Below are 23479 nucleotides of genomic sequence, written 5' to 3'. Positions count from 1 at the left end.
GCAACTTCTTACACTGCGACCCACTCTTATTTTTCCAGGGTTCCCAGGTCAATGTGGGGGCCTCAATCCATGCAAGGAGCCTTGCGATGAGCATCAAGACCATCAACTCCATTCCGGCCGCCGACGGCTTCACCATGCCCGCCGAGTGGGCGCACCAGCAGGCCGTCTGGATGATCTGGCCGTTCCGCCCGGACAACTGGCGGGAGGCCGGTCGCTTCGCGCAGGCCACCTTCGCCAAGGTGGCGGATGCCATAGGGCAGGCCACCCCGGTCTTTATGGGGGTCCCCGCCCAGTTCATGGAGCAGGCCCGCGCCATCATGCCCGCCCATGTCACCCTGGTGGAGATGAACAGCGATGACTGCTGGGCCCGCGATACAGGCCCGACCGTGGTCACCAACGCCGCCGGCGAGTGCCGCGGCGTGGATTGGGGCTTCAACGCCTGGGGTGGCCACAAGGGCGGTCTCTACTACCCCTGGAATCAGGATGAGGAAGTGGCAGCCCGGATGCTGGAGCAGCACGGCATGGATCGCTACGACGCGCCGCTCATTCTGGAAGGGGGCTCCATCCACGTGGACGGCGAAGGCACCTGCATGACCACGGCCGAGTGCCTGCTCAACGAGAACCGCAACCCGCACCTGAGCAAGGCGCAGATTGAGGCTCACTTGCGCGACTATCTGGGGGTGCAGAGCTTTATCTGGCTGGACGAAGGCGTCTATATGGATGAAACCGACGGCCACATCGACAACATCTGCTGCTTCGTGCGCCCGGGTGAAGTGGCCCTGCACTGGACCGACGACGAGACAGATCCGCAATACGAGCGCTCCCTGGCCGCCCTCAAGGTGCTGGAAGCGGCGGTCGATGCCAAGGGTCGCAAGCTGAAAGTGTGGAAGCTGCCCCAGCCGGGCCCGCTCTACTGCACCGAGGAGGAATCTGCCGGTGTCGAGAGCGGCAGCGGTGTGCCGCGCGAGGCACAAGGTCGTCTGGCCGGTTCCTATGTGAACTTCCTCATCACCAACGGCAGCATCGTCTACCCGCTGCTGGATGCCGCCACCGACGGCGAAGCCCAGCAGATTCTGGAAGAGATCTTCCCCGAGCATAAAGTGGTCGGCGTGCCGGCCCGGGAAATCCTGCTGGGGGGTGGCAATATTCACTGCATTACTCAGCAGATCCCGTCCGGCAAATAAGAACGGTTCCAGTTGGTATTCAAAACCCCACATCGTGGGGTTTTCTCCCTTGATATGGGGGTGGTTGGGCGCTGAATGCGGCGATCACCCCGAAGCAATCATTTGCGATAGGGCCGCCCTGGCCGATACCGCACACAGTCACCCTTTTACAGGAGATCAAAATGATCGAAGTGACCGAGGTTTCCATTGCCGAGCTGCGTGCCGCGCTCGAATCGGGCCGCACCACAGCGGTCGAACTGGTCAAGGCCTATCTGGCCCGTATCGAGGCCTACAACGGCCCCGAGACTGACACCAAACTCAATGCCGTCGTGGTGCACAACCCCGATGCGCTGAAAGAGGCGCAAGCGTCCGATGCGCGCCGTGCCCGTGGCGAGACCCTGGGGCCGCTCGACGGCATCCCCTACACCGCCAAAGACAGCTATCTGGTCAAGGGGTTGACCGCCGCCTCCGGCAGCCCTGCCTTCAAGGATCTGGTGGCCCAGCGCGATGCCTTTACCGTTGAGCGGCTGCGCGCCGCCGGTGCCATCTGCCTTGGCAAAACCAATATGCCCCCCATGGCCAATGGCGGCATGCAGCGCGGCGTCTATGGCCGTGCCGAGAGCCCTTATAACGCTGAGTATCTCACCGCGCCCTTTGCCTCCGGCTCCTCCAACGGGGCCGGTACCCGCCACCGCCGCCAGCTTCTCTGCCTTCGGTCTGGCGGAAGAGACCTGGTCGAGCGGCCGTGGCCCTGCCTCCAACAACGGCCTCTGTGCCTACACACCATCCCGTGGCGTGATTTCGGTGCGTGGCAACTGGCCCCTGACCCCGACCATGGATGTGGTGGTGCCCTACGCCCGCACCATGGCAGACCTATTGGAAGTGCTCGACGTGGTGGTCGCCGACGATGCCGACACCCGTGGCGATCTGTGGCGCATGCAGCCCTGGGTGCAACTGCCCAAGGCTTCCGAGGTGCGTCCAGCCTCCTACCTTGAGCTGGCCGCCAAGCCTGATGCCCTCAAGGGCAAGCGCCTCGGCGTGCCGCGCATGTTTATCAACAAGGATGAACTGGCGGGCACCAGCGAGAACCCCGGCATCGGTGGCCCGACCGGCCAGCGTATCCATACCCGCCCGTCGGTGATTGCCCTCTGGGAAGAGGCCCGTCAGGCGCTGGAAGCCGCTGGCGCAGAAGTCATCGAGGTGGATTTCCCGTTGGTCTCCAACTGCGAAGGGGACAGACCGGGCGCGCCGACCGTGTTCAATCGCGGCATAGTGTCACCAGAGTTTCTCAACGACGAGCTGTGGGAGCTTTCCGGCTGGGCATTCGACGACTTCCTGCGCGCCAACGGCGATCCCAAGCTCAACAAGCTGGCCGATGTCGACGGGCCCAAGATCTTCCCCCACGATCCGGGGACCCTGCCGAACCGCGAGGGTGATCTGGCGGCCGGTATGGACGAGTACGTCAATATGGCCAAGCGCGGTCTGAAATCCTGGGACGAGATCGCATCGGTGCCGGACGGCCTGCGTGGGTTGGAGCAGACCCGCAAGCTGGATCTGGAGGAGTGGATGGACGGGCTCAAGCTCGACGCCGTGCTCTTCCCCACAGTGGCCGACGTGGGCCCGGCTGACGCGGATGTAAATCCGGCCTCCGCCGACATCGCCTGGAGCAACGGCATCTGGGTCGCCAACGGCAACCTCGCCATTCGCCATCTCGGCGTGCCGACCGTCACCGTCCCCATGGGGGTGATGGCCGATATCGGCATGCCGGTGGGCCTGACCTTCGCCGGTCGAGCCTATGACGACAACAAGCTGCTGCGCTTCGCCTCGGCCTTCGAGTCCACCGGCAGCAAGCGCCAGGTGCCGCCGCGGACGCCGCCGTTGGGGTGATTGCCGTTAAGGATTAACTATCTCGGGGTAGCTCAGCGATAAAACATATAACCACCTGCATTTGCGGGTGGTTTTTTATTTTCATCCTAGGTGTTAAATGAAATTCACTCGTTAATTAGCCATTTGGATTTTTTAAAACATAACCATAGGATGTAGTTTTACATGCTTTTCATTCATGTTTTTCATAAAGTCAGTTTGTATTTGAAACTCAATAAAATCATTTCCTGTAAAGCTACCTTTTCCCCTGTTGAACTTATGTTCTATCGAGGTGAGCAATATAGATTCATTTAGGAAGCAAAATCTATCTAACATAAGATTCCGATATGAAAAGAGAGCTTCTGCGGAGAAAAATGATTTTAAGGATTGTGAGGTGCACTCGCTTTTCCCAATGAGGCATGAGGAGAATATTATTACTTTTCCATGGTTTTTTACTGGAATAAAACTATTTGATTTTCCATCAAGGCAATCTCCATTTGAAAAATAGAATCCATTTTCATTACCATGCCCTGAAAATATAATGATGTCTTCTTTGATTTTCTTTGAAAAAAAATATTTAAGATCATCTAATGAATGGATTCGTTCATAATTAAAGTTCCATCCTGCTGATTTACAGAAAGGTCTCCAAAAATCAGCTGAGTTTCTTGAAACCATATCTCTTGTATTCTTTCCATCTAAAACAGTATCGAAAACACGAATTCCATTAAACATATGAATACTCCACTGAAAATAGGGTAAACAGGTTTACAGCATTAAAGCTGATTGAGTGTACCCCTTAATGAGTCTCGTATGAAATACATTAGATGTATTGGCGTCCGCAGGGCCTGCCCCAATAGATTGAGGCTGGTGCTTCGCGCAGCGAAGTCCAACCTTTTTACTGTGTCCCCCCCTGACCCTCAACCCGATGCCCAAAATGGGTTGTGAGGTTCGCAAGGCCGTAGATACCGAATAGCGAAGCGTATTCGGACGATCGCGAAAGGGAGCTTACCGAGAAGCCGCTGACATCCGGAGTTTCCTGCCGGTTTTGCCATGATTCGGTGCGCGGCGTTATGCGGACGATTACGCTGCGCTAATCGTCCCTACATCAAGGCGGTGATTGTGTGTTTTAAGCCTTTACCTCTCTTATTCCACGCACAGCCAATCGCTATCTTTGTGGTGGTTCGCTCCTGATTTCTCCGGGCTTTCCCCCAGACTTCACCCTGGCTTCACACAACCTCATTTTTTCCTCACAAATCCCCCCTATCTTCTGCCCACTGATAAATGGGTCCCTTACCACTGGGGTGGCAAGGGGCCGGTGAGAGGGGAGCAAGACGATGAAATCGTGGATCAAATACGGGCTGGCCGGGGCCTTGATACTGGTGGCGAGCTTCTGGGGCGGTAGCGTGCGGGCGGCGGAAGTGCAGCTCACCCAAGATGGCGGCGTCGTTCCAGGGCAGATAAACACAGGGGGTTGCACCTATTCCCCAGCGGATCCTGGCTGTTTTCCTCGACGCTTTTTATTCGGGTAGCTGGGACTTGAGTGAAATGCCCATGACCTTGTGATCTGGCTCACATTCAATATCGACTTCAGACCACCCCAAGGATTGATACAGTGCCGGGACATTCGTATAGGCATAGAGATAGTCTTGTGACGATGCCAATGTCTGTGACACACCGGCATTGATGAGTCGGCTGGCAAGGCCTTTACCCCGGTATTCTGCACTGACAAACACGGCATTGATCCAGATGACTTCACCGCTGCGATGGGGCTCCTTGAAGCGAGAGTAAGCCAACCCTCCCATCACCACCTCATCCATGACTGCAACCAGCACAGGCGGCAAGCGCGCATTTTGGGTGTAAGTATCGCGAAACAGAAAGTTTGGCCACGCCGATTGGAACAGCTGCTCCAGCCGCGCCAAATAGGGCGAGTCTTGTTCGCAATGGATCAGTTCCATTTCATGTGGGGGTGTCATATCTCTCCAGGCACATAGCGTCTTGCCAAGGCATGAAGTTTAGGGCCGCAGGCTTGAATAGCGAAGGGTATTCGGGCGAGCGGGGCCAGGGGTTGCCTCAAGGGTTCCGCTTTTTTGTGGCTCAAACGCTAGGTGGTAGACAGGCGATGCAGCTGCGCTCATCGACCCAAGATGGCGTGGGGTTTGCCTTCTATATCGCTCTCGTATGTTGGGTTTCACAGACTCGGCATCAGCCTATTGCGCTGGCCGGTTGGCACTGAGGGTAGCGAATCCCTGGCATTTACCTTCCCTCATCCCAGCCCTTCCCCCCGTGCATGACAACGAGCGGGAGGGGTGAATGGCTTTCGCTGATTAGTCCGAATCATACTGCGCATCAAGCCAGGCGATGGCCTCCTGATGGCTGTTGAACCCCTGAATGTGGTCGGGATGGATGGGGGACATGCAGGAGAGGGCGATGTGATGGATCACCTGGGCCGAATAGAGGGAGGCGATGGCCACCAGGTTCTTCTGGGCAAGCCACGAATATATATCCTGCAGATGGTGCAGCGCGGACTGCACCACCCCCTGGTGCTGGCGATGGTCCACCAGGGCGCAGAAGCGCTTCCCGTCGAGGCTGTCCACCACGCGTTTTATCTCCGCAACCCACGCCAGCATACCCTCTTCATTGAAAGGGCCGATCAGCTCACAGGTCACCAGGTGATCCTGCACATTGAAGATGAAATCACCGTGTTTTTTCTCAAAGGACATACAACATCCGAATCCATGACCAGAGGGCCGCGAGATGATATTGATTCATTCATGCTGCATCAATATCCAAGTGATGGTCTTTGTCATAGAGCGGGGTCTTGTTGATGCCAGCACAGGCCCTGAGCGAGGTGCATCTGATCAAAACGGGCCTCCCCGGGGAGGCCCTTTTTGATGATGCGCTTGAATCAATGCGCCTCACCTTGAGGTTAGCGAAAGCGAAACAGCTCCCGATGCAGCGGCGATGTCAGGTGGGCATCCAGAGTCTGCGCCATGGGTTCGGGGCCGCAGAACCAGACGGGGGCCCGTTGCCGCGCCCCGAGTGCGGCCAGATCCAGCCGACCGCGCTCGGACTCCAGATGCAGCCTGTAGTCGACCCCGGCCCGGCGGCACAGCTCGGCCAGATGGGCGTGATAGGGGGCGGCATCGGCGGTGGGGGCGCATTGCAGCAAGGTGGTGCCGGGGCGTTGCTCACCGCGGCGCACCAGGGCCTCCAGCCAGGCGACGAAGGGGGTGATACCGATACCGGCGCCCATCCAGAGGGCGGGGGCCGAGTCGGGCAGGGCGAAGGCACCATAGGGGCCTGTCACCGTGACCCCATCCCCCACCTTGAGGTGCTGGTGCAGCCAGTTGGTGTGATCCCCGAGGGCGCGCACGGCCAGGGTCAGGGTGAGGCCATCCGCCGAGACGTCCACCAGGGTATAGGGGTGGGGCTCGCCGCGCCCGGCGAAGTCGAAGAAGGCGAACTGGCCCGGATTGTAGTGGCGAAGGGCGGTGGCAAGGGCAATCTTGATCTCCAGGGTACGTTCATCCAGAGGGGCGAGAGTGATCACCGTTCCCTGGTGGCGCGCATTCTGGCCTACCCGCCCAAACAGGGAGTAGAGCGCCCCCATGGCCCCCAACCCGCCGCCGATGAGCAAGGTCAGGCCGACCGGTGTCATGACGCCGATGCGCGGCAGCAGGCAGAGTGCGTGCAGCCAGCCCATCAGGTAGATGACGGGGGCCAGCCGGTGGACCACCTTGAAGCGCTCGTAGCGCACCACGGCGAGCAGGCTCACCACCACCAGGGCGATCAACAGATAGAAACTCCACTCCCCCAGGGTATTGCCGAGGCTGTGCCACAGGGCATCGTTGCCAGCACCAGCACCAGCACCAGCACCAGCACCAGCACCGCGGCGCGCCGGGCGGGTCAGCCAGTCGGCGGCGACGGCCCACTTGGGGGCCTCCACCAGCAGCCAGTGGGCGATCAGGGTGCTGCTGGCCCAGAGGGCGCTGCTGCGATGCAGGTGTAACATGCGATCCAGCCCGCCGCACCAGACTTCTAGCCTCGGCAGGCGCAGGGCCAGCAGCAGGGAGAGGGTCATGGCGCCGAGGCCAAGCAAGCCGGTCAGGATCAGCAGTTCATGGCGCCAGGGCCAGAGGCCCGTGGGCCACTGGGTCAAGCCAAGCAGCCAGATCAGGGTGAGGGTCAGGGGTAGGGTCCAGCGGAGGGATGCGGTTTTCATGGGGTTCTCCTTGTCCATGTCCCTATTGCACACCCGGTTTGTGGCCAGAGTGTGCCCCTTTACTACCTCTTTTGTAGCAGATTGTGGCAAAGGGTCCGCTCTGGGGCGGCCTGGTCAGGGGAGAGAGCAAGGGGGCGCAGGGAAGCCCGAGCCAGGTCACTGTGCCAGGCGGGGAGCATCAGGATGGAGATAGCCCCCGAAAGTGCCTCAGAGGTCAGCCTTTGCTGCCCTTGCCGACCGCGAGGGCCTGCTTTCTGGCTTTCTGCTTCTGGGCGCCCTTGCCGCTGCGGCGCGGCTCGGGGTCGAAGCGGGTGAGATCGGGCTCAAAACCCGGGAACCACTGCTGGGGCAATCGGGTGTCGAGCACGGCTTCCACCTTCTCCAGGAGCGGCGCATCTTCCGGGCTGAACAAGGTGATGGCGAGCCCCTTGTTGCCGGCGCGGCCGGTGCGCCCTATGCGGTGGACGTAATCCTCAGGCTGATGGGGGAACTCCAGATTGATCACGTAGTTGAGATCGCTGATATCCAGCCCGCGAGCCGCCACGTCGGTGGCGACAAGGGCCTGCAAGGTGCCCGCGCGAAACTCCAGCAGCACCTTCTCCCGCGCGCTCTGCGACAGATCCCCGTGAAAGGCCAGCGCATTGATGCCCGCCTTGCCGAGCTGCTGGGCCAGCTTGTCGGCCCCCTGACGGGTGCGGCTGAAGATGAGCACAGGGGCCCAGCCCTTCACCTTGATCAGGTGCTCCACCAGCGCCAGCTTGCGCTCCCCATCCACCGCATAGACCCGCTGCTCCACCTCGGCTGCCGTGGTGTTGCGCGGTGCCACTTCGATAAGCTCGGGGTCGCGCAAGAGCACGCGGCTCAAGGCAAACAGGTTGTCGTCGCAGGTGGCCGAAAACAGCAGGGTCTGGCGATCCGCCGGTATCTGTCTGAGCAGCGCGGTGATCTCGTCCATAAAGCCCAGGTCGAGCATCCTGTCCGCCTCGTCGAACACCAGATGGCGGAGGCTCTCAAGGCTCAGGGCCCCCTGGCGCAGATGGTCGAGCAATCGGCCCGGGGTGGCGATGAGGATATCCACCCCGGCTTGAAGCGCCTCCACCTGGGCGGCGATGCTGACCCCGCCATAGACCAGGGCGCTGGTGAGGCTAGTGCCCTGCCCGTAGCGCGCCACGCTCTCAAAGACCTGCACCGCCAGCTCGCGGGTCGGCACCAGCACCAGGGCGCGGATGGGGCGGACGGCGTCGCTCGCTGGGTGTTGCATCAGCTGCTCCAGCAGCGGCAGCACGAAGGCGGCGGTCTTGCCGGTGCCGGTCTGGGCCCCCGCCATCAGATCCCGCCCCGCCAGAATGAGGGGGATAGCGCTGGCCTGCACCGGGGTGGGCGCGGCATAACCGAGATCGCTCAGGGTCTGCTGCAGGCGGGGGGAGAGGGCCAGTTCGGCAAAGGAGGCAATGGACATAGGGCACCAGTGTGGGGTTATCGCGGCCAGGGCCGTGACGGGAACAATGATCGTGGCCGGGATGGTAGCAGATAGAGGGGGCGCGGCAGAAGCCGAGCCGATCAGGTGACCGGGTTGGTGCCCGTGTCTCGGATCAGCCTGATCTCCTGCCCCTGGTAATAGGCGATGTTGTGCTTGCCATGCTGCTTGACGTGGTAGAGCAGCGCATCGGCGAGATCGGTGGCCTCGGCGACGGTCAGGTAATCGCGGATGCGGATGACGCCCGCCGAGAAGGTGATGGGGGCGGGCAGCTCCGGGATCTGAAGCTGTGATGCCAGCAGACGGGTCACAGCCTGGCGCATGCTGGCCCTGTCATTGAGCCCCTTGTAGAGGATGATAAACTCCTCGCCCCCCCAGCGGATGGCCTTGTCCCCCTTGCGCATGTTGGTCGTCAGATGACGGGCGAAGGCGACGAGGGCCAGATCTCCCACCCCGTGGCCATGGGTGTCGTTGATGGACTTGAAGTTGTCTATGTCCAGCAGCATCAGGAAGTCGTATTCCTTCAGCAGGGCTTGTTCCAGGATGTCCCGTCGCGGTAGCCGGGTCAGGTGATCTGTCAGTGCCAGGGTGCGCAGGCGGCCGTAGATGCCACGGCCCGTCAGCATGAGCAGCAGCAGGACGATCAGATAGAGCTTGAAGGCCGGGCCATAGAGCACGGCACGGACGACATCGCCGTAGCTGTATGACCACTTGAGAAAGAGGTCGTTGCCGGCCTTGGTCTTCATGAGCGGGGTGCTCAGGCAGAGATGCCAGGGGCGGCAGGGCTCCACCTCCTCGAAGGAGAGGACTGTCCGGGTCGGGTTGAGACTCTCGAAGGGGCGCAACACATCCTTGAATGCCTCGTCGATGGCGATGTCTATGCCCGTCAGGCCATAGCGGTAGTCCGCTAGCGCCGGATCGTAGAAGACGAAGGGGAAGTAGAGGGTGATGGTCTTCAACCCGGTGAAGGTATCGGTGTAGATGTCGGATACCTGAGCCTCATCCGTGCTGCAGGGAACATGGGTGGCGGCGAAGGCGGCGCAGCCGAAATAGTGGGTCCAGGGCTCTATGTCATTGAGGTTGGTGTTGACCGGCTGCAGCTCGCCCGGAAGCATCCGCTTGTCGCCCACCATGCCAAGGATGCGCCGATCGTTATAGAAGGCGTATAGGTTGAGGACCTCGGGGTAGGAGAGCAGATATTGGTAGGTGCTGAGCATCTGGTTGGCGGGCGGCAGTATGGGAATGACCGCCAGGCGAGCCAGGGTGGCGAGGTCATAGCCATAGGCATAGGCAGTCGCATCCCCGTTCTCGCTGAAGATGGGGGTCTTGATGCTGCTGTTGTCGATGAAGCTGGCCAGTTTCTCCGGCGCCAGTATGCGGGCCCGCTGATAAAACAGCTCGAACAGGTTCGGCTGTTTGGCGGTGATGAGCTGCATGTCGTGCCTGATGCTGAGGTAGGTGTAGTTGAACACCAGCCCCAGCCCCGCCAGCGCAAGGCAAAGGAGTGAGAATCGCATCAGCCACCTGCGGGGCAGGGTGCGCAACAGTGATCCAGCCATGCCGTGACGCTCCCGGGTGGTGACAGTGGGCTTTTTGTAACTGATTTTGCCCGGCATCACCAGACGAAATTGGGGGCCCGAGCAACCAGTGAACGAAAAATGAACCGCCAATATCAACAAGATAGACGATCACGTCACATGCGATGGCAAGGGAAGGGCAAACTGGTGGTGGTAGCGGAATAAGAGGGCATGACGCCCTCTGTCGTACTGGGCCTGGGGGACTTACCTTGTCTGGGACTTCGGTGAGTAGGGGCCATGGAGAATGCCGTTGGGCATGTCGGCGCTGAGCAGCCTGACGCTGGTGATCCCGGCGATTTCATGGCCCTTGTCGGTGATGGTGTTGGCAATCTGGTTGACCACCGCTACCACCAGCATGCCGATGAGGCCGCCTCCCGAATTGCTCTGCTGTTCGGCACTGCTGGCGCTGGCGCTGCCTTCCCACAGCAGCTTGCCGGTGCGCAGATCCACCAGACGGGCGCTGGCGGTGACCACAGTCTCGCTGGAGATGACCAGATAGCTGGTGCCGTAGTCCTTGATGTCGAGGTACAGCGCGGTATCGGCACCGTAGATCTCGTGGAGCTTCTTGATGGGCAGGGCATGAATGTCCGTCGGCTCGGTCACCCCGTTCTGCCGGAAGGTCTCGTTGGTGACCGCCACCGGCAGCACGTAATAGCCGGACTCGGCGAGCGGGTAGGTGATCTGGGACTGCAGGCTGGCCCCCGCCTTGATATCAGGCGAGTGATTCACCGGTGGCAACACCAGGATGGAGGTCGGTCTGCTCTCCTTGAAGTTGCCGTAGTCGTAGCCGGGGCCCTTTGCGCAGCCGCTCAGCAGCAGGGTGCCCAGCATCAGGGCAAGGAAAGTGCGCAGTGTCATTGGGTCGCCCCCTTCTGGTTGGACATCAGGAAGTTCATGAAGGGTGCCGATTCCGGGAAGAGGCGTTTCTCGGTCTCGAACTGCTCGCGGGTCTGCGCATCCTTGCCGAGCTGGGCATAGAGCATGCCCAGGTGAGCGTGGAAGCCGGGCGGCACCGCCTGGCCCTTGGCGCTGGCCTCTTGCTGGTTTTTCTCCAGCGCATCGATCTGGGCTTCAACCCCGGTGTCCTCACCCTGCATGTGCTGGTAAACCACCCCCTGGTATTGATCCCAGTTGTAGAGCGTCTTTGGTGCCTGGGCACAGGCACTCAGCAGCAGGCCGCTGGCCAGCAGCAGGGAAAGCTTGGACATGGTCATCTCGTCTCTCCTCATTGGGCCGGGCGCCAGGCGCCGGTCTCGATGCCGCTCACCAGGTTGTTGACGGCTTCCCGGATGGCGAGATCCAGCACCTTGCCGTTCAGGGTGGAGTCGTAGCTGGCGGTGCCGCCGAAGCCGACGATCTCGCGGTTGGAGAGTTCGTACTCCCCGGCGCCCTGGGACGAGAAGACCACTTCAGAGGTGGTGACCTTGACTATGTTGAGGTTGACCTTGGCATAGGCGATCTGGGACTTGCCGCGACCCAGGATGCCAAACAGCTGATGATCACCGACTTCCTTGCGACCAAACTCGGTGACGTCACCTGTGACCACATAGTCGGCGCCCTTGAGCTGCTGGGCCTGTTGCTTGATCCCGGCTTCCGCCTTGATCTCTTCCATGTTGTCGCGATCCAGCACGCTGAAGCGGCCTGTCTGCTGCAGATGGGTGATCAGCACGGTTTTCGCCTGGCTGCCCAGTCGGTCAACGCCGTCGGAGAAGATGCCACGCATGTAGCTGGAGCGGTTATCAAACTTGCCGACGGCGATGGGGCTGCGAGTGCCCTGATAGTGGCTCTGATAAGAGGCGACTTTGGGCACTTCCAGGGAGCGCGACGACTCGCTTGCACAAGCTGTCAACAATACCGCCATCAAAATGACACTGGATGAAACAACAAACTTCTTCATGTAAGGCCCCGTTATTTAAGGAAAAAAACAACGGCGGACTCTAGCATGGTTCGCTGCGAAGAAAGTGCCCCGTATGGGGGGCATAACCGCTCAATCAGTGTGCGTTTGGGCCGGCGTGGCGGGGAGGGCAGGGGGCTGGGTCTCCTGATGGCGCTGGAACACCTCCTCCAGGGCTGCCACCAGGGCACGCATCCGCCCCGTCTTCTGCACATCCGGGTGCAGCACCATCCAGATGTCGATGGGGTCGTGCTGGTCAGGCAGCAGGCGCACCAGGCCTGGTTCCTCCTCGGCGAGGAAGGTGGAGAGCAGCGCTATGCCGAGGCCCTGGCGGGCGGCCCCCATCAGCACCAGCTGGGCGTTGCTCTGCAACACCACATTGGGCTCATGGAGAGGTTCGCCGCACAGGCTCAGCCAGTGGCGGGCCACCAGTTCCCTGGGAAAGAGCAGCAGGTCGTGCTGATGCAGCGCCTGGCCCGAGTGGGGCGTGCCACGGCGGGCCAGGTAGTCGGGGGAGGCGTAGAGCCCCATCTTGATGGTGGCGAGCCGTTTGACCACCAGATCCCCCTGCTCGGGGCGCAGGCTGCGAATGGCCAGATCCGCCTCCTGATTGGGGATATCGCTCACGCTGACCGCGGTCAGCAGCTTGAGGCGGATGCCGGGGTGGCGCTGGCGCAGCAGGCTGAAGGCCGGCAACACGAAGCCCTGGGCCAGGGTATCCGTGGTGGCGATGCAGATCTCCCCCTCCAGCTCCCCCTGGCTGGCCGCGCGATCCATGGCCAGGGCCGCCTGTGCCATGGCCTGTGCCTGGGGCAGGAGCGTCTCCCCCAGTGGGCTGAGCCGATAGTGCCTGGGGGTGCGGATAAACAGCTTGGCCCCCAGCTGCTGCTCGAAGAGGCCGACCCGCCGCCCGACGGTGGCCTGATCGACCCCGAGTTCGAGGCCGGCCCGGCGCAGGCTGCCCCGCCGTGCCAGGGCCAGAAAGAAGCGGGCGTCATCCCAGTTGATCATGCTTGCTCCTCGCTCAAGCAGGGCGCCCGATTGGCGCCGGGGTATTAGATGTCAGCGGGGGCGGCAGCACAAGAGGCCGCCCGTCCGCACCTGAGCACTCAAGGCGGTACGGGACAAGCGCCCCTGTGATGCAAGTTTGAATCGCCATGATGCAGAACTGCCGCAGCCCGGTGCGAGCGGGATCGCTATGATGTCGCTCCCGATAGCGGTTCCCCTGTTTGTGATTGGAGCTTTCATGTCATCCCCCTGCGCCCAAACTGCTGCCCAGGGCAGCGAGGTCGATGTTCGCCCCCGCCTGCTCTGGTTTCTGGCCCTGGCCCTGATGTCGGCCCTGCTCAACAGCAGCGTGCCCACCCCGCTTTATCCCCATTATCAGGCGGCGCTGGCCCTGAGCGATCTCGGCCTCAGCCTCATCTATGGCGGCTATGCGGGGGGCGTGCTGATCGCCCTGTTCGGGGTGGGCAATCTGGCGGGACGGGTGGCGGATCTGCGCATCCTGATCCTGCCCGCCCTGCTGGCGGTCGCGGGGGGCGCCCTGCTCTTCTCCCTGGCAGACAGCTTCTGGTCGCTGCTGCTGGCGCGGGTCCTGGCCGGGATAGGCACGGGGGCCCTGACCGGCGCCGCCAATGTGGCGCTGCTGCGCTTTGGCCCCAAGGACGGCGGCAAGCGGGCGGCCCTGAGCGCCACCCTCTCCTTCACCGCCGGGCTGGCGCTGGGGCCAGTGTTCAGCGGCCTGGCGCTGCAACTGGACTTCTACCCGACCCGGGTGCCATTTCTGCTGATCCTGGGGATGGCGGGCTGCGCCATCGCGGGGCTGGTGCTGAGCTGGCCCAGGGGCGCCAGGATGGCGGCACCCGCCGCGAGCGGGCAGGGCGGGGGATCCCTGGGGGAGGGGCTCAGGGCCACGGGGGCCGGGTTCTTGCTCTGCGCCCTGGCGCTCTTCACCGCCTGGGCGGTGGCGGCCAGCCTGCTGGCAATAGGCCCCAAGGTGGTGAGCCAGTTGCTGGGGATGAGGGATCTGGGGCTGTTCGGCTATCTCATCGCGGCCTATCTGGTGTTCTCCGGGCTCTGCCAGCTGTGGGCGCGTCGCCTCGATGCCCGCCACACCCTGCAAAGCGGCTGTCTGGCCCTGGCGCTCTGCGTGCTGCTGTTTGCCGGTGCCGTGCACGGTTTGCCGGGCTGGCTGGCGGGGCTCGGGCTGCTGGTGGCCGGTTACGCCCAGGGGGCCGTGTTTGTGGGCAGCGCGACCCTGATCAATCGCATCGCGCCCCCCGCCAGCCATGCGCGGCTGGTCTCCCTCTTCTATGTGATCGCCTATGTGGCGAACTGGGTGCCCGTGTTGCTGGGCTGGGTGAGCGATGGGGCGGGTCTCTTGGCGGCGCTGGATCTGCTCGCCGTCGGCAGCACGCTGATCAGCCTGGTGCTGGCCTGGGCCCTGTCGCGCAGGCGCTTCGAGCCCGCCCCCTGACTGGCGTCGTCATTGGTCGACCAGAGCGACGCTCCCGGCATCCAGATGGTGCATCCACTCCCGCAGGATCAGCAGGGCGGCGGCGAAACGGCGATCTCTGGGCAACTGGGCCGATGCCAGGGGATCCCCTTCCACCATGGCGACCAGCTGGCCGAACAGCCGCTCTATGCTCTCCCGGCTCAACTCATGGCTGCCGAGGGCCTCGGCCAGGGGCACTGGGCTGTGCAGCTCAACCAGAGGGTGAGGCGGAACATGGGCCGCGAGGGGCATCAGCACATCCTCCACCACCATGATGGCCTGCTCCAGCTCGAGGGGTGTCGGCGGATCCCGGCTAAAGGGGCCTGGGGTCAGGGCATCCAGGCCCAGGGCCAGGACGAACTCCCGGCTGACGCCATCCTCTCCGGTGAGCCTTACCCGGCTCTCCCTGTCACCCAGACTCAGCAAAAGTGTGCTGCTTCCCGTCTTCGTCATCTCACTGTCTCCGTGACTCTGCCTGGCCAGCACCATGGATACACCCCCACGGGCCGGATTGGCGACTCTTTTCTCCCCATTCGGGCATCAGGGGTTGCAAAGGAGATATGAAATGGCATTCTGGACGTCTAGATTTCTATTTCTCTGTTGCATCCTTCACAAGGAGTTCTGATATGGATATTCGTACCCTTCCCCGCGCCCTGGTGCTCGCCCTCTCTCTGGTGGGGGCTGGCGCCTTCGCAAGCGAGGCTCTGGTGTTCCAGACCGACTTCGGCCTCAAGGATGGCGCCGTCTCCGCCATGAAGGGGGTCGCCTTCGGGGTGGACAGGACATTGCCGCTGCAGGATCTGACCCACGAGATCCCGGCCTACAACATCTGGGAGGCGTCCTACCGCCTCTATCAGACCCTCAACTACTGGCCCAAGGGCACCGTCTTCGTGAGCGTGGTGGATCCGGGTGTGGGCACGGATCGCAAGTCAGTGGTGCTCAAGACCAAGAGCGGCCACTACATAGTCTCCCCTGACAACGGCACCCTGACCCTGGTGGCCGAGCACTTCGGCATAGAGGCGGTGCGCCAGATAGACGAGAAGCGCAACCGGCTCAAGGGCTCCGAGAAGTCCTACACCTTCCACGGTCGCGACGTCTACGCCTACACGGGGGCGCGGCTCGCCTCCGGCGCCATCGGCTTCGAGCAGGTGGGGCCCCTGCTGCCCGCCGCGGTGGTGACCATTCCCTACCAGCCGGCGGTGGCCGAGCAGGATGGCACCCTGAAGGGCACCATCCCCATCCTGGATGTGCAGTACGGCAACGTCTGGACCAATATCGACGACGCCCTGCTGACCAAGGCGGGGATCAACAAGGGGGACCAGGCCTGCTTCAGGATAAGCGAGGGGGATGCGCTCAAATACGAGGGCAAGGCCCCCTACGTCAGCAGCTTCGGCGATGTGCCGGAAGGCCAGCCGCTTATCTACCTCAACAGCCTGCTGCAGGTCTCGGTGGCGCTGAACATGGACAGCTTCGCCGCCAAGCACCAGGTGCAATCCGGTGCCAACTGGCACGTCAGCCTGAAGAAGTGCTGACAGGCTAGCGGCTACATCGATGGCAAGAGGGAGGCGCAATGCCTCCCTCTTGCATTGAGCCCTCCTGGCCTCCTGACTGCTTGTGCCACCAATGGGTGTCAATTGTCATCATTGCTTAATACATGCTCGCCATGCTGTGGCCGGAGCAAATTCGTGAGCCATGATGCCAGCAGAGAGAACAAGGAAAAGCCGATGAGCCGTTTTGACGAGAAAGACAGCGCCAACCATCCCAGGGAGCAGGAGCCTGAGTTCAACCGCCTGATCGAGGCCGGGCTGAGCCGCCGGGGCTTCTTGAAGGGGGTCGGCGCCGCCAGCATGGTGGCTTTTTTTGCCGCAAATCCGGTAGCCCGCGCCGTGGCCGCCGCCACCCAGCCTTTGCTGGGCTTCCAGGCCGTGCCCGCCTCTGTGGCCGACGCCATAGTGGTGCCACCGGGTTACAAGGCCGAGGTGCTGATCGCCTGGGGGGATGCCCTGTTCGCCGATGCCCCCGCCTTCGCCCAGAGCAATGACGCCAAGGCCCAGGCGCGCCAGTTTGGTGACAACAACGATGGCATGAGCTTCTTCCCCCTGGGCCCGGATCGCGCCCTGCTCGCCGTCAACAACGAATACACCAACTACGAATACCTGTTTGCGGATGGCGGCAAGGCGCTCGATGCCGGCGCCGTCGCCAAGGCCCAGGCGGCCCACGGGATCTCCCTGGTGGAGCTGGTGCGCATCGATGGCAAGTGGCAGGCGAACCCCAAGGGGGCCCTCAATCGCCGCATCACGGCCACCACCCCCATGACACTGAGCGGCCCGGCGGCAGGCCATGCCCTGCTCAAGACCCAGGCCGATCCTGAGGGGCGCACCGCCCTCGGCACCTTCAACAACTGCTCAAACGGCCAGACGCCCTGGGGCACCTACCTCACCTGCGAGGAGAACTTCAACGGCTACTTCGGCAGTGCGGGCAAGCCGGTGCTGGACCAGCGCGCCACCCGCTACGGCCTGGCCGCCGAGGATGCGGGCTTTGGCTGGCACAGGTTCGACGAGCGCTTCGATCTTGCCAAACATCCCCAGGAGCCGAACCGCTTCGGCTGGGTGGTGGAGATTGACCCCAAGGATCCCGCCTCCACCCCGAAGAAGCGCACCGCCCTTGGCCGCTTCAAGCATGAGAACGCGGCCTTTACCGTCAACCAGGATGGCCGCGCCGTGGTCTACCTCGGCGATGACGAGCGGGGCGAGCACATCTATCGCTTCGTCTCGAAGAACAAGGTGGCGCCGGGCAATGACCCTGCCAACCGGGATCTGCTGGACGAAGGCACCCTCTATGTGGCCCGCTTCGAGGCCAAGGAGGGGGAGCTCAAGGGCACAGGCCAGTGGCTACCCCTGATGCACGGCCAGCACGGCTTGACCCGGGAGAACGGCTTCGCCGATCAGGGGGAGGTGCTCATCTTCGCCCGGGAGGCCGCGACCCGGCTCGGCGCCACCACCATGGACAGGCCGGAGTGGGTGGCCGTGCATCCCCACAGGGCCGAGGCTTACTGCACCCTGACCAACAACAAGAACCGCGGCCTCAAGGAGAACCAGCCCCTCGATGGCACCAACCCCAGGGCCGAGAACCCCTATGGCCAGATCATCCGCTGGCGCCCGACCGCGGGCGATCACGGCAGTGACAGCTTCGAGTGGGATCTCTTCCTGCTGGCGGGCAACCCCGGCGTTCATAAAGAGGGGCTGATGGCGGGCAGTGCCAACATCCATCCGGACAACATGTTCAACAGCCCGGACGGCATCGGCTTCGACGAGGCGGGGCGGCTCTGGATCCAGACCGATGGCGACTACTCCAACGAGAAGCAGTTTGCCGGCATGGGCAACAACCAGATGCTGTGCGCCGATCCGGCGAGCGGCGAGGTGCGCCGCTTCCTGACCGGCCCCATTGCTTGCGAGATCACGGGGCTCACCTTCAGCCCGGACTGGCGCACCCTGTTCGTCGGGGTGCAGCACCCGGGTGAAGAGCTGGCGCCCTCCCACTTCCCGGACGGCGGCACCAGCATTCCCCGCTCCGCCGTGCTGCGGATCACCCGGGACGATGGCGGCATCATAGGGGCCTGACGGCCGCCAACCCGCCCTGCCTGTGATGAAAAGAGCCGCCTGCGGGCGGCTCTGTCGTTGACGGGCGCAACGGGCCGCAGGGACTTGTTGGTGACCATCACCCTGCCTGGCGCCAGACTAAAAAAATATCGCCAAGAAGCGATTGATAATGATTGGCATTTGACTGGATAATCGCCGGCTTGTCCGACCACTCCAATCAACACGATGAAACCCATATTCCTGCTGGCCAGCCTGCTGGTCCTGAGTGCCTGCCATGACAACCGCAGCGAGGGCCAGGATCCCGACGTGCCGGTCACGCCTCCTGTTGTCACCCCTCCCGTTGTGACGCCTCCGGTGACACCGCCCGTCATCCCGCCGCCAGTCACCCCGCCGGTGACGCCCCCGGAGCAGACCCATACCCGGGCCGAGCTGACCCTGACCATTGATATCGGCGAGCGGCTGGCATCCGGGGCTACCCTGAGCCTGCGCCAGCGCGCCACCGGCATGGAGACGAGTGCAATCCTGAGCGGTCAGGGCAACCCGACCCTGACACTGCCTGCGGGCCTGCTGCTGGCGGCGCCCCTTGAGCTTGTCGGGGAGCAGGAGGGATACATACTGAGGGCCAGCACGGCCCGGGTGGCGGATCTCGCGGCCGGCGAGTCCCGTGCCCGGCGCGCCGCCGCCCCCTCCCTGCGGCTCGACGAGGAGGAGACGGCGCTCTTCCTGCTGGCGGATCGCAATGGGGACGCTGTGCTGGAGATGGCGGAGTGGGGGCTGACCGGCGAGATCCGCCTGCAACAGCAGGCCGAGATGCAGGAGTATGCGGCCCTGCTGCGAGCCCAGCGGCTGGGGGCCGAGCTCAACTATCCCGACAGTTGGCAGATGCTGCTGGCCCTGCGGGACGACAGCGCCGCCCGCAACTGGTATAGCCACAGCAACGGGGAGGCCATCCAGGCCGCCCGGTTGCAGCTCTATCCGGCCAGTCCCGTGATGCCGGAGGAGCCGGAGACCGCCGAGCTGCTGCGACTGGATGAACAGGGCCGCCTGCTGACCCGGGGGGCCTGGCACTGTCTGCACGATGCCCGTGCCGCCACCGGGGTCAAGGGCAGCCAATTCTGGCTGCCGGGGGAGGGCTTTGCCGCCTCGGCCCGCGTCACGAGAGCGGCGCTGGTGGCGCCGAGCAGCTGCGGCCAGCAGTCATGGCGTCTGCCGACCCTGGCCGAATTCGAGCGCCTGCTTGGCAGCGACAAGCTGGGGTGGCGCTATCCCAACACCTTCACCACCCCCTTGCCCGAGTGGATCTGGTTGCAAGATGGCACCGGGCTGGCGCGGCTCTACCAGCCGCTGACCAAGGCGTGGCGCGATGAGGGGGAGGCCAGCCTGCTCTGGTTCGCGATCTCCCTCTATCCGCTGCGCCCCTCGGTGACGCGCAGCAGCGATATGCCGGATCTGGCCTCCTTGCGGGCCCAATATGCCGGCGACCCGGGTCAGTGGCCGGCGGCCATGGTGGACGAGGGGGTAGAGTGGCAGGAGCTGGGCCCCCTGCCCGCCATGCCCTTCCCGGCTGACAACCCCTACCGCCGGGCCAAGGTGGTGCTGGGCCAGCAACTCTTCTTCGACAAGCAGCTATCCCAGGCCCGCGACATCAGCTGCGCCAGCTGTCACGATCCGCAAAAAGGCTGGGGCGATGGCCTGAGCGTCTCGGTCGGCCATCTGGGGCAGAAGGGGACCCGCAATGCCCCGACCATCCTCAATGCCGGTTACAGCAGCAGCCAGTTCTGGGACGGACGGGTCGCCACCCTGGAGGAGCAGTCGCTCCATCCCATCAGCAACCCGGTGGAGATGGCCCTCGATCACGACGAACTGCTGGCGCGGCTGCGGGCCAGCAGCGACTACCCGGCCGCCTTTGCCGCCGCCTTCGGCGACGAGACCATTACCCTGGATCGGGTCGCCAAGGCCATCGCCACCTTCGAGCGCACCATCATCAGCAGCGAAAGCCCGCTGGAGCGCTTCGTCAAGGGGGATGGGCAGGCTATGAGCGACAAGGCGCTGTGGGGCATGCACCTGTTTCGCACCGAGGGGCGCTGCATGAACTGCCACTCGGGCCCCTTGCTGAGCCAGCACAAGTTCGAGAGCCTGGGGCTGACCTATTACGGCCGCAACTTAGAGGACAGGGGCCGCTTCCTGCAGACCAGGCTGAAGGCAGACATGGGGCTGTTCAAGACCCCCAGCCTGAGGGACGTGGCCTTCACCGGCCCCTATATGCACAACGGGGTCTTCCCCATCCTGGCCCAGCGGCTCGGTGGCTCTGTGCAGGGGGTAGTGGCCATGTACAACTTCGGCGTCACCAAGTGGAGCAGCGGGGTCGGCTTCCCGACCGGGGTGGACATACACGATCCCTTCTTCCCCAAGGCCTCGGATCGCCTTCATGCCCTGGGGCTCTCCAACGACGAGCTGGAGGCCATCGGCGAGTTCCTGCGCAGTGCCTCCGCCGAGCCAAGGCGCACCCCGGCCACAGTGGCCGAGCTGGGACTGAGCCAGGTGGATGATGATGAGGCCGTCGGCGCCATCCCGGTCGAGCTGGTGGTGACGCCCGCCCAGCCCCGGCTGGAGGTGGGGCAGAGCCTCTCCCTGCAACCTGGCCTGCGGCTGAGTGACGGCAGCGAGACTCCGGTATACGAGGTCGTGCAATGGCGCAGCGATCAACCCGAACTGCTGAGGGTCGATGGCAGTGGCGTCATCACAGCCCTGGCAGTGGGGTCTGCCGGCGTGCAGCTAAGCGCGGGGAGTCGCACCCTCAGGGTGGCGGTGCAGGTGGTGGATGCCCAGCCCGATTTTGGCCTGGGTTGCCATCAACCCGAACTGGCGGCGGGGATGCTCTCCTTCCTCTGCCCGCTGACCCGTGCCGAGGCCGACCGGATCGGCATCGACTACGATGGCAGCGCCAGGGATGAGGATGGGGACTACAACCCCTTTGCCATCGACTATGTGGTGATGAGCCAGGGGCGGGCGCGAGAGTTCTGCCAGCAACTGGTGGCCCGAGGTCACGATGACTGGCGCCTGCCGGGAGCCGATGAGCTGGCGAGCCTGTTTGCCACTTATCATCAGGCCGGCGAAGAGATGACGCTGCTGACGGGGCATGGCTGGCCGCTCTACAGCCGGGTCTGGAGCAGTGACGCTCCCAATGACGAGGGGGAGGCCTCCCTGCTCGATCTGGGTTACGGTGAGGTGATGGGCGATCTGCCACAGGAGGCTCACGGGGCCGTCTGCGTGCGGGCCCGCTAACTCCGGCATGCCAGGATGACGAACAACGGGCGCTGCGGCGCCCGTTGTTCATTGTCATACCAGGACTCAGAACTCGTTGGAGAGTGCCTTGTAACCCTTGACCAGGTCGATGTTGGTGTGGGCCACGTCTTCGGAGAACTCGGTGGCATCCACGGTGACGCGGGGGATCTGGGCCAGATCGCTCTGCTGGTTGATGCGGGTGGTGGAGGGCACATAGAAGCCGGGGGGCAGATCGCAGCCGTCGATCACCGAGTTGTGACGCACCACTGAGCCCTCGCCTATGTGGCAGTTGAACAGCACGCTGTTGAAGCCGATGAAGACCCGGTTACCCACTTCGCAGGGGCCGTGCACTATGCTGCGGTGGGCGATGGAGCTGTATTCGCCTATGGTGACGGCGGCGCCGGACTTGGAGTGGATCACCACGCCGTCCTGAATGTTGGAGTTGGCTCCGATGACGATGGGCTCCATGTCGCCGCTCTCATCCACCTCGTCGGCACGGATCACGGCGTAGGGGCCGACAAACACATTCTCCTTGATGATCACCTTGCCGCAGATGATGGCGGTCTTGTCGATGTAGGCGGACTCGTCGATAACGGGAAGGTGACCGGAGGGATTCTTGCGGATCATGTCATGTCCTGTTGCTGATGAAATCGGGGAAAATGGCGGGACGCAGAGGCTCGCCGGAGAGTCAGCTTACGCCTCTGATCCGGGAGGGGGAACCCTTTACTGGTCTGACCCACTCTTGGTAAGGGCATTTCACATGGTTGTTCTTTGACTCCCTTGTATGGGAGCATGGGACCTGACGACAGGCCGTGTTCCTCGCCAGAAGGGGGCCTGATTGGGATGACGGAGACGATGACATGAAGAAGATGATGCTGCTCCTCGCGGCTTTCTTGCTGTGTGCCCAGGCCGTGCAGGCCAAGGGACGGCCCGGTGAGTTTGACTACTACGCCCTGGCGCTCTCCTGGTCACCTGAGCACTGCGCCATCAAGCCAGCCGATCGAGAGCAGTGCAGCCGGCAGTTGGGCTTCGTGCTGCACGGGCTCTGGCCCCAATATCAGCGCGGCTACCCCGGCAACTGTACCCGCGAGCGACTGGATCCCGCTATGGAGCAGGATTTTGCCGGTCTTTATCCCAGCCGCTTCCTCTATGGTCATGAGTGGGAAAAACACGGCACCTGCTCCGGCCTGAATCAGGAGGCATTCCATCAACTGGCCAGGGATCTGCGTCAGAAGGTGCGGATCCCGGCGGCCTACCAATCCCCGGTCGAGCCGTTGCGCAAGAGTACCTTCCAGCTCAAGGCGGATCTGGCCGGTGCCAACGACTGGCTGGCTCCTGACAACATCACTGTGGCCTGCGCCGACGGAGGGCGTTTCCTGCGGGAGATCTACATCTGTATCAACAAGGAAGGGACGGATGCCGTTCCCTGCTCGGACGAGATGCAAAAGCGGGAGCGTCGCTCCTGCGGCCAGCCGGATTTCCTGCTGCGCAGCGTGCGTTAGCCTTCTCTCTCTTCATCGGGCCCCTTGCGGGCCTGATCTGCAACTACAGCCATCGGAAAGGAGCTCCGCAATGAGCGACGTGAAACAGTTTTCGGCACGGGAACGCAGCTTGCTGCTCGGGGTGAAAGGGGTGGGTCCCACAGTCATCGGGCGGCTCGAACAGCTGGGGTATCACACCCTGAGTGAGCTGGCCGAGGCGGATACTGGCCACATAGTCCGGCTGGTGGCCAGCATGCTGGGCTCGAGCTGCTGGCAGAACAGCCCGCAGGCCAGAGGGGCCATAGACGGCGCCATAGCGCTGGCGCGCAGTCACATGGCTGCCCCCGTCACAGAAGGAGAGCCCGGCGCATGAGCCTGTTTGCCGAGCTGGGGATGCGCTACCCCATCATCCAGGCGCCCA

At 63.0% G+C, this 23479-nt stretch carries 20 protein-coding genes and 1 pseudogene (1 of these 21 cut by a window edge); 9 read left to right on the top strand and 12 right to left on the bottom strand.

Annotated elements, in window-relative coordinates:
* Positions 1-86 precede the first annotated feature (86 nt).
* Both aguA and Aeroheme_RS16925 read left to right on the top strand, forming a co-directional pair.
* Positions 87-1184 (top strand): agmatine deiminase, encoded by a 1098-nt coding sequence (gene aguA, locus Aeroheme_RS16930; RefSeq protein ID WP_411166250.1) that lies wholly within the window; start codon positions 87-89, stop codon positions 1182-1184.
* 161 nt (positions 1185-1345) lie between these two features.
* Positions 1346-3050 (top strand): annotated as a pseudogene (locus Aeroheme_RS16925) (amidase).
* A 132-nt stretch (positions 3051-3182) separates the two neighbouring features.
* Here the strand turns inward: Aeroheme_RS16925 and Aeroheme_RS16920 are convergent.
* The 10 genes from Aeroheme_RS16920 to Aeroheme_RS16875 form a co-directional block, all read right to left on the bottom strand.
* Positions 3183-3758, bottom strand: coding sequence for a hypothetical protein (locus Aeroheme_RS16920; RefSeq protein ID WP_408817816.1), 576 nt, complete (start codon positions 3756-3758; stop codon positions 3183-3185).
* A gap of 785 nt (positions 3759-4543) precedes the next feature.
* Positions 4544-4999 carry a GNAT family N-acetyltransferase gene (locus Aeroheme_RS16915; protein ID WP_411166249.1) on the bottom strand — a complete coding sequence of 152 codons (456 nt, stop codon included), beginning with the start codon at positions 4997-4999 and terminating at the stop codon, positions 4544-4546.
* 351 nt (positions 5000-5350) lie between these two features.
* Entirely contained in the window at positions 5351-5746 is a 396-nt protein-coding gene (locus Aeroheme_RS16910; protein WP_411166248.1) for a hypothetical protein, read from the bottom strand.
* A 206-nt stretch (positions 5747-5952) separates the two neighbouring features.
* Positions 5953-7248 carry a ferric reductase-like transmembrane domain-containing protein gene (locus tag Aeroheme_RS16905; protein WP_411166247.1) on the bottom strand — a complete coding sequence of 432 codons (1296 nt, stop codon included), beginning with the start codon at positions 7246-7248 and terminating at the stop codon, positions 5953-5955.
* A 214-nt stretch (positions 7249-7462) separates the two neighbouring features.
* Positions 7463-8707, bottom strand: a complete 1245-nt coding sequence (locus tag Aeroheme_RS16900; RefSeq protein ID WP_411166246.1) for a DEAD/DEAH box helicase — start codon at positions 8705-8707, stop codon at positions 7463-7465.
* Between the two features lie 101 nt (positions 8708-8808).
* Positions 8809-10242: a GGDEF domain-containing protein gene (locus Aeroheme_RS16895; RefSeq protein WP_411166245.1), complete on the bottom strand. Its 1434-nt coding sequence runs from the start codon at positions 10240-10242 to the stop codon at positions 8809-8811.
* 264 nt (positions 10243-10506) lie between these two features.
* A complete protein-coding gene (locus Aeroheme_RS16890; protein ID WP_204356827.1) occupies positions 10507-11160 on the bottom strand; it encodes a DUF799 domain-containing protein in 654 nt (217 codons plus the stop codon).
* Positions 11157-11516: a DUF4810 domain-containing protein gene (locus Aeroheme_RS16885; protein WP_139750739.1), complete on the bottom strand. Its 360-nt coding sequence runs from the start codon at positions 11514-11516 to the stop codon at positions 11157-11159. The genes Aeroheme_RS16890 and Aeroheme_RS16885 overlap by 4 nt, the downstream gene beginning before the upstream one ends.
* A gap of 11 nt (positions 11517-11527) precedes the next feature.
* Positions 11528-12151, bottom strand: a complete 624-nt coding sequence (locus tag Aeroheme_RS16880; protein ID WP_240454983.1) for a CsgG/HfaB family protein — start codon at positions 12149-12151, stop codon at positions 11528-11530.
* A 138-nt stretch (positions 12152-12289) separates the two neighbouring features.
* A complete protein-coding gene (locus Aeroheme_RS16875) occupies positions 12290-13207 on the bottom strand; it encodes a LysR family transcriptional regulator (RefSeq protein ID WP_411166244.1) in 918 nt (305 codons plus the stop codon).
* A gap of 235 nt (positions 13208-13442) precedes the next feature.
* Between Aeroheme_RS16875 and Aeroheme_RS16870 the strand changes: the two genes are divergently transcribed.
* On the top strand, positions 13443-14675 hold the full coding sequence (locus Aeroheme_RS16870) for an MFS transporter (protein ID WP_411166243.1): 1233 nt from the start codon (positions 13443-13445) through the stop codon (positions 14673-14675).
* A 9-nt stretch (positions 14676-14684) separates the two neighbouring features.
* Here Aeroheme_RS16870 and Aeroheme_RS16865 read toward each other — a convergent pair whose 3' ends face one another.
* Positions 14685-15146 carry a hypothetical protein gene (locus Aeroheme_RS16865; RefSeq protein ID WP_262113742.1) on the bottom strand — a complete coding sequence of 154 codons (462 nt, stop codon included), beginning with the start codon at positions 15144-15146 and terminating at the stop codon, positions 14685-14687.
* Between the two features lie 173 nt (positions 15147-15319).
* On the opposite strand from Aeroheme_RS16865, the gene Aeroheme_RS16860 reads away from it, so the two are divergent.
* From Aeroheme_RS16860 to Aeroheme_RS16850, 3 genes are all read left to right on the top strand, one after another.
* Positions 15320-16225, top strand: coding sequence for an S-adenosyl-l-methionine hydroxide adenosyltransferase family protein (locus Aeroheme_RS16860; protein WP_393937328.1), 906 nt, complete (start codon positions 15320-15322; stop codon positions 16223-16225).
* A 192-nt stretch (positions 16226-16417) separates the two neighbouring features.
* Positions 16418-18313, top strand: coding sequence for a PhoX family protein (locus tag Aeroheme_RS16855; protein WP_411166242.1), 1896 nt, complete (start codon positions 16418-16420; stop codon positions 18311-18313).
* A gap of 204 nt (positions 18314-18517) precedes the next feature.
* On the top strand, positions 18518-21577 hold the full coding sequence (locus tag Aeroheme_RS16850) for a cytochrome c peroxidase (RefSeq protein ID WP_411166241.1): 3060 nt from the start codon (positions 18518-18520) through the stop codon (positions 21575-21577).
* Positions 21578-21643: 66 nt separating this feature from the next.
* On the opposite strand, the gene Aeroheme_RS16845 is transcribed toward Aeroheme_RS16850, so the two are convergent.
* Positions 21644-22204 carry a carbonate dehydratase gene (locus Aeroheme_RS16845; RefSeq protein WP_106884870.1) on the bottom strand — a complete coding sequence of 187 codons (561 nt, stop codon included), beginning with the start codon at positions 22202-22204 and terminating at the stop codon, positions 21644-21646.
* A 233-nt stretch (positions 22205-22437) separates the two neighbouring features.
* Here Aeroheme_RS16845 and Aeroheme_RS16840 point away from each other — a divergent pair, with 233 nt between their 5' ends.
* The 3 genes from Aeroheme_RS16840 to Aeroheme_RS16830 all read left to right on the top strand — a co-directional run.
* Complete coding sequence (locus Aeroheme_RS16840; protein ID WP_411166240.1) at positions 22438-23079, top strand: ribonuclease T2 family protein; 642 nt, start codon at positions 22438-22440, stop codon at positions 23077-23079.
* Positions 23080-23149: 70 nt separating this feature from the next.
* Positions 23150-23431 (top strand): Pathogenicity locus, encoded by a 282-nt coding sequence (locus Aeroheme_RS16835; protein WP_106884869.1) that lies wholly within the window; start codon positions 23150-23152, stop codon positions 23429-23431.
* Positions 23428-23479, top strand: the 5' end (the start) of a protein-coding gene (locus tag Aeroheme_RS16830) for an NAD(P)H-dependent flavin oxidoreductase (protein WP_411166239.1). It continues 995 nt past the right edge of the window; 52 of the gene's 1047 nt are visible here — the first part of the coding sequence; it begins with the start codon at positions 23428-23430; its stop codon lies off the right edge, out of view. The genes Aeroheme_RS16835 and Aeroheme_RS16830 overlap by 4 nt, the downstream gene beginning before the upstream one ends.

Origin of the sequence: Aeromonas sp. DSM 116730, from assembly GCF_046581335.1 — a bacterium.
Taxonomy (GTDB): Bacteria; Pseudomonadota; Gammaproteobacteria; order Enterobacterales; family Aeromonadaceae; genus Aeromonas; species Aeromonas rivipollensis.
The sequence above is the reverse complement of the archived record's forward strand: the minus strand, read 5'-3'. Positions and strand labels throughout refer to the sequence as shown.

Coding starts and splice junctions, on each gene's coding strand:
- aguA (WP_411166250.1), top strand. CDS start 87: ATGAGCATCAAGACCATCAACTCCATTCCGGCCGCCGACGGCTTCACC.
- Aeroheme_RS16920 (WP_408817816.1), bottom strand. CDS start 3,758: ATGTTTAATGGAATTCGTGTTTTCGATACTGTTTTAGATGGAAAGAAT.
- Aeroheme_RS16915 (WP_411166249.1), bottom strand. CDS start 4,999: ATGACACCCCCACATGAAATGGAACTGATCCATTGCGAACAAGACTCG.
- Aeroheme_RS16910 (WP_411166248.1), bottom strand. CDS start 5,746: ATGTCCTTTGAGAAAAAACACGGTGATTTCATCTTCAATGTGCAGGAT.
- Aeroheme_RS16905 (WP_411166247.1), bottom strand. CDS start 7,248: ATGAAAACCGCATCCCTCCGCTGGACCCTACCCCTGACCCTCACCCTG.
- Aeroheme_RS16900 (WP_411166246.1), bottom strand. CDS start 8,707: ATGTCCATTGCCTCCTTTGCCGAACTGGCCCTCTCCCCCCGCCTGCAG.
- Aeroheme_RS16895 (WP_411166245.1), bottom strand. CDS start 10,242: ATGCGATTCTCACTCCTTTGCCTTGCGCTGGCGGGGCTGGGGCTGGTG.
- Aeroheme_RS16890 (WP_204356827.1), bottom strand. CDS start 11,160: ATGACACTGCGCACTTTCCTTGCCCTGATGCTGGGCACCCTGCTGCTG.
- Aeroheme_RS16885 (WP_139750739.1), bottom strand. CDS start 11,516: ATGACCATGTCCAAGCTTTCCCTGCTGCTGGCCAGCGGCCTGCTGCTG.
- Aeroheme_RS16875 (WP_411166244.1), bottom strand. CDS start 13,207: ATGATCAACTGGGATGACGCCCGCTTCTTTCTGGCCCTGGCACGGCGG.
- Aeroheme_RS16870 (WP_411166243.1), top strand. CDS start 13,443: ATGTCATCCCCCTGCGCCCAAACTGCTGCCCAGGGCAGCGAGGTCGAT.
- Aeroheme_RS16865 (WP_262113742.1), bottom strand. CDS start 15,146: ATGACGAAGACGGGAAGCAGCACACTTTTGCTGAGTCTGGGTGACAGG.
- Aeroheme_RS16860 (WP_393937328.1), top strand. CDS start 15,320: ATGGATATTCGTACCCTTCCCCGCGCCCTGGTGCTCGCCCTCTCTCTG.
- Aeroheme_RS16855 (WP_411166242.1), top strand. CDS start 16,418: ATGAGCCGTTTTGACGAGAAAGACAGCGCCAACCATCCCAGGGAGCAG.
- Aeroheme_RS16850 (WP_411166241.1), top strand. CDS start 18,518: ATGAAACCCATATTCCTGCTGGCCAGCCTGCTGGTCCTGAGTGCCTGC.
- Aeroheme_RS16845 (WP_106884870.1), bottom strand. CDS start 22,204: ATGATCCGCAAGAATCCCTCCGGTCACCTTCCCGTTATCGACGAGTCC.
- Aeroheme_RS16840 (WP_411166240.1), top strand. CDS start 22,438: ATGAAGAAGATGATGCTGCTCCTCGCGGCTTTCTTGCTGTGTGCCCAG.
- Aeroheme_RS16835 (WP_106884869.1), top strand. CDS start 23,150: ATGAGCGACGTGAAACAGTTTTCGGCACGGGAACGCAGCTTGCTGCTC.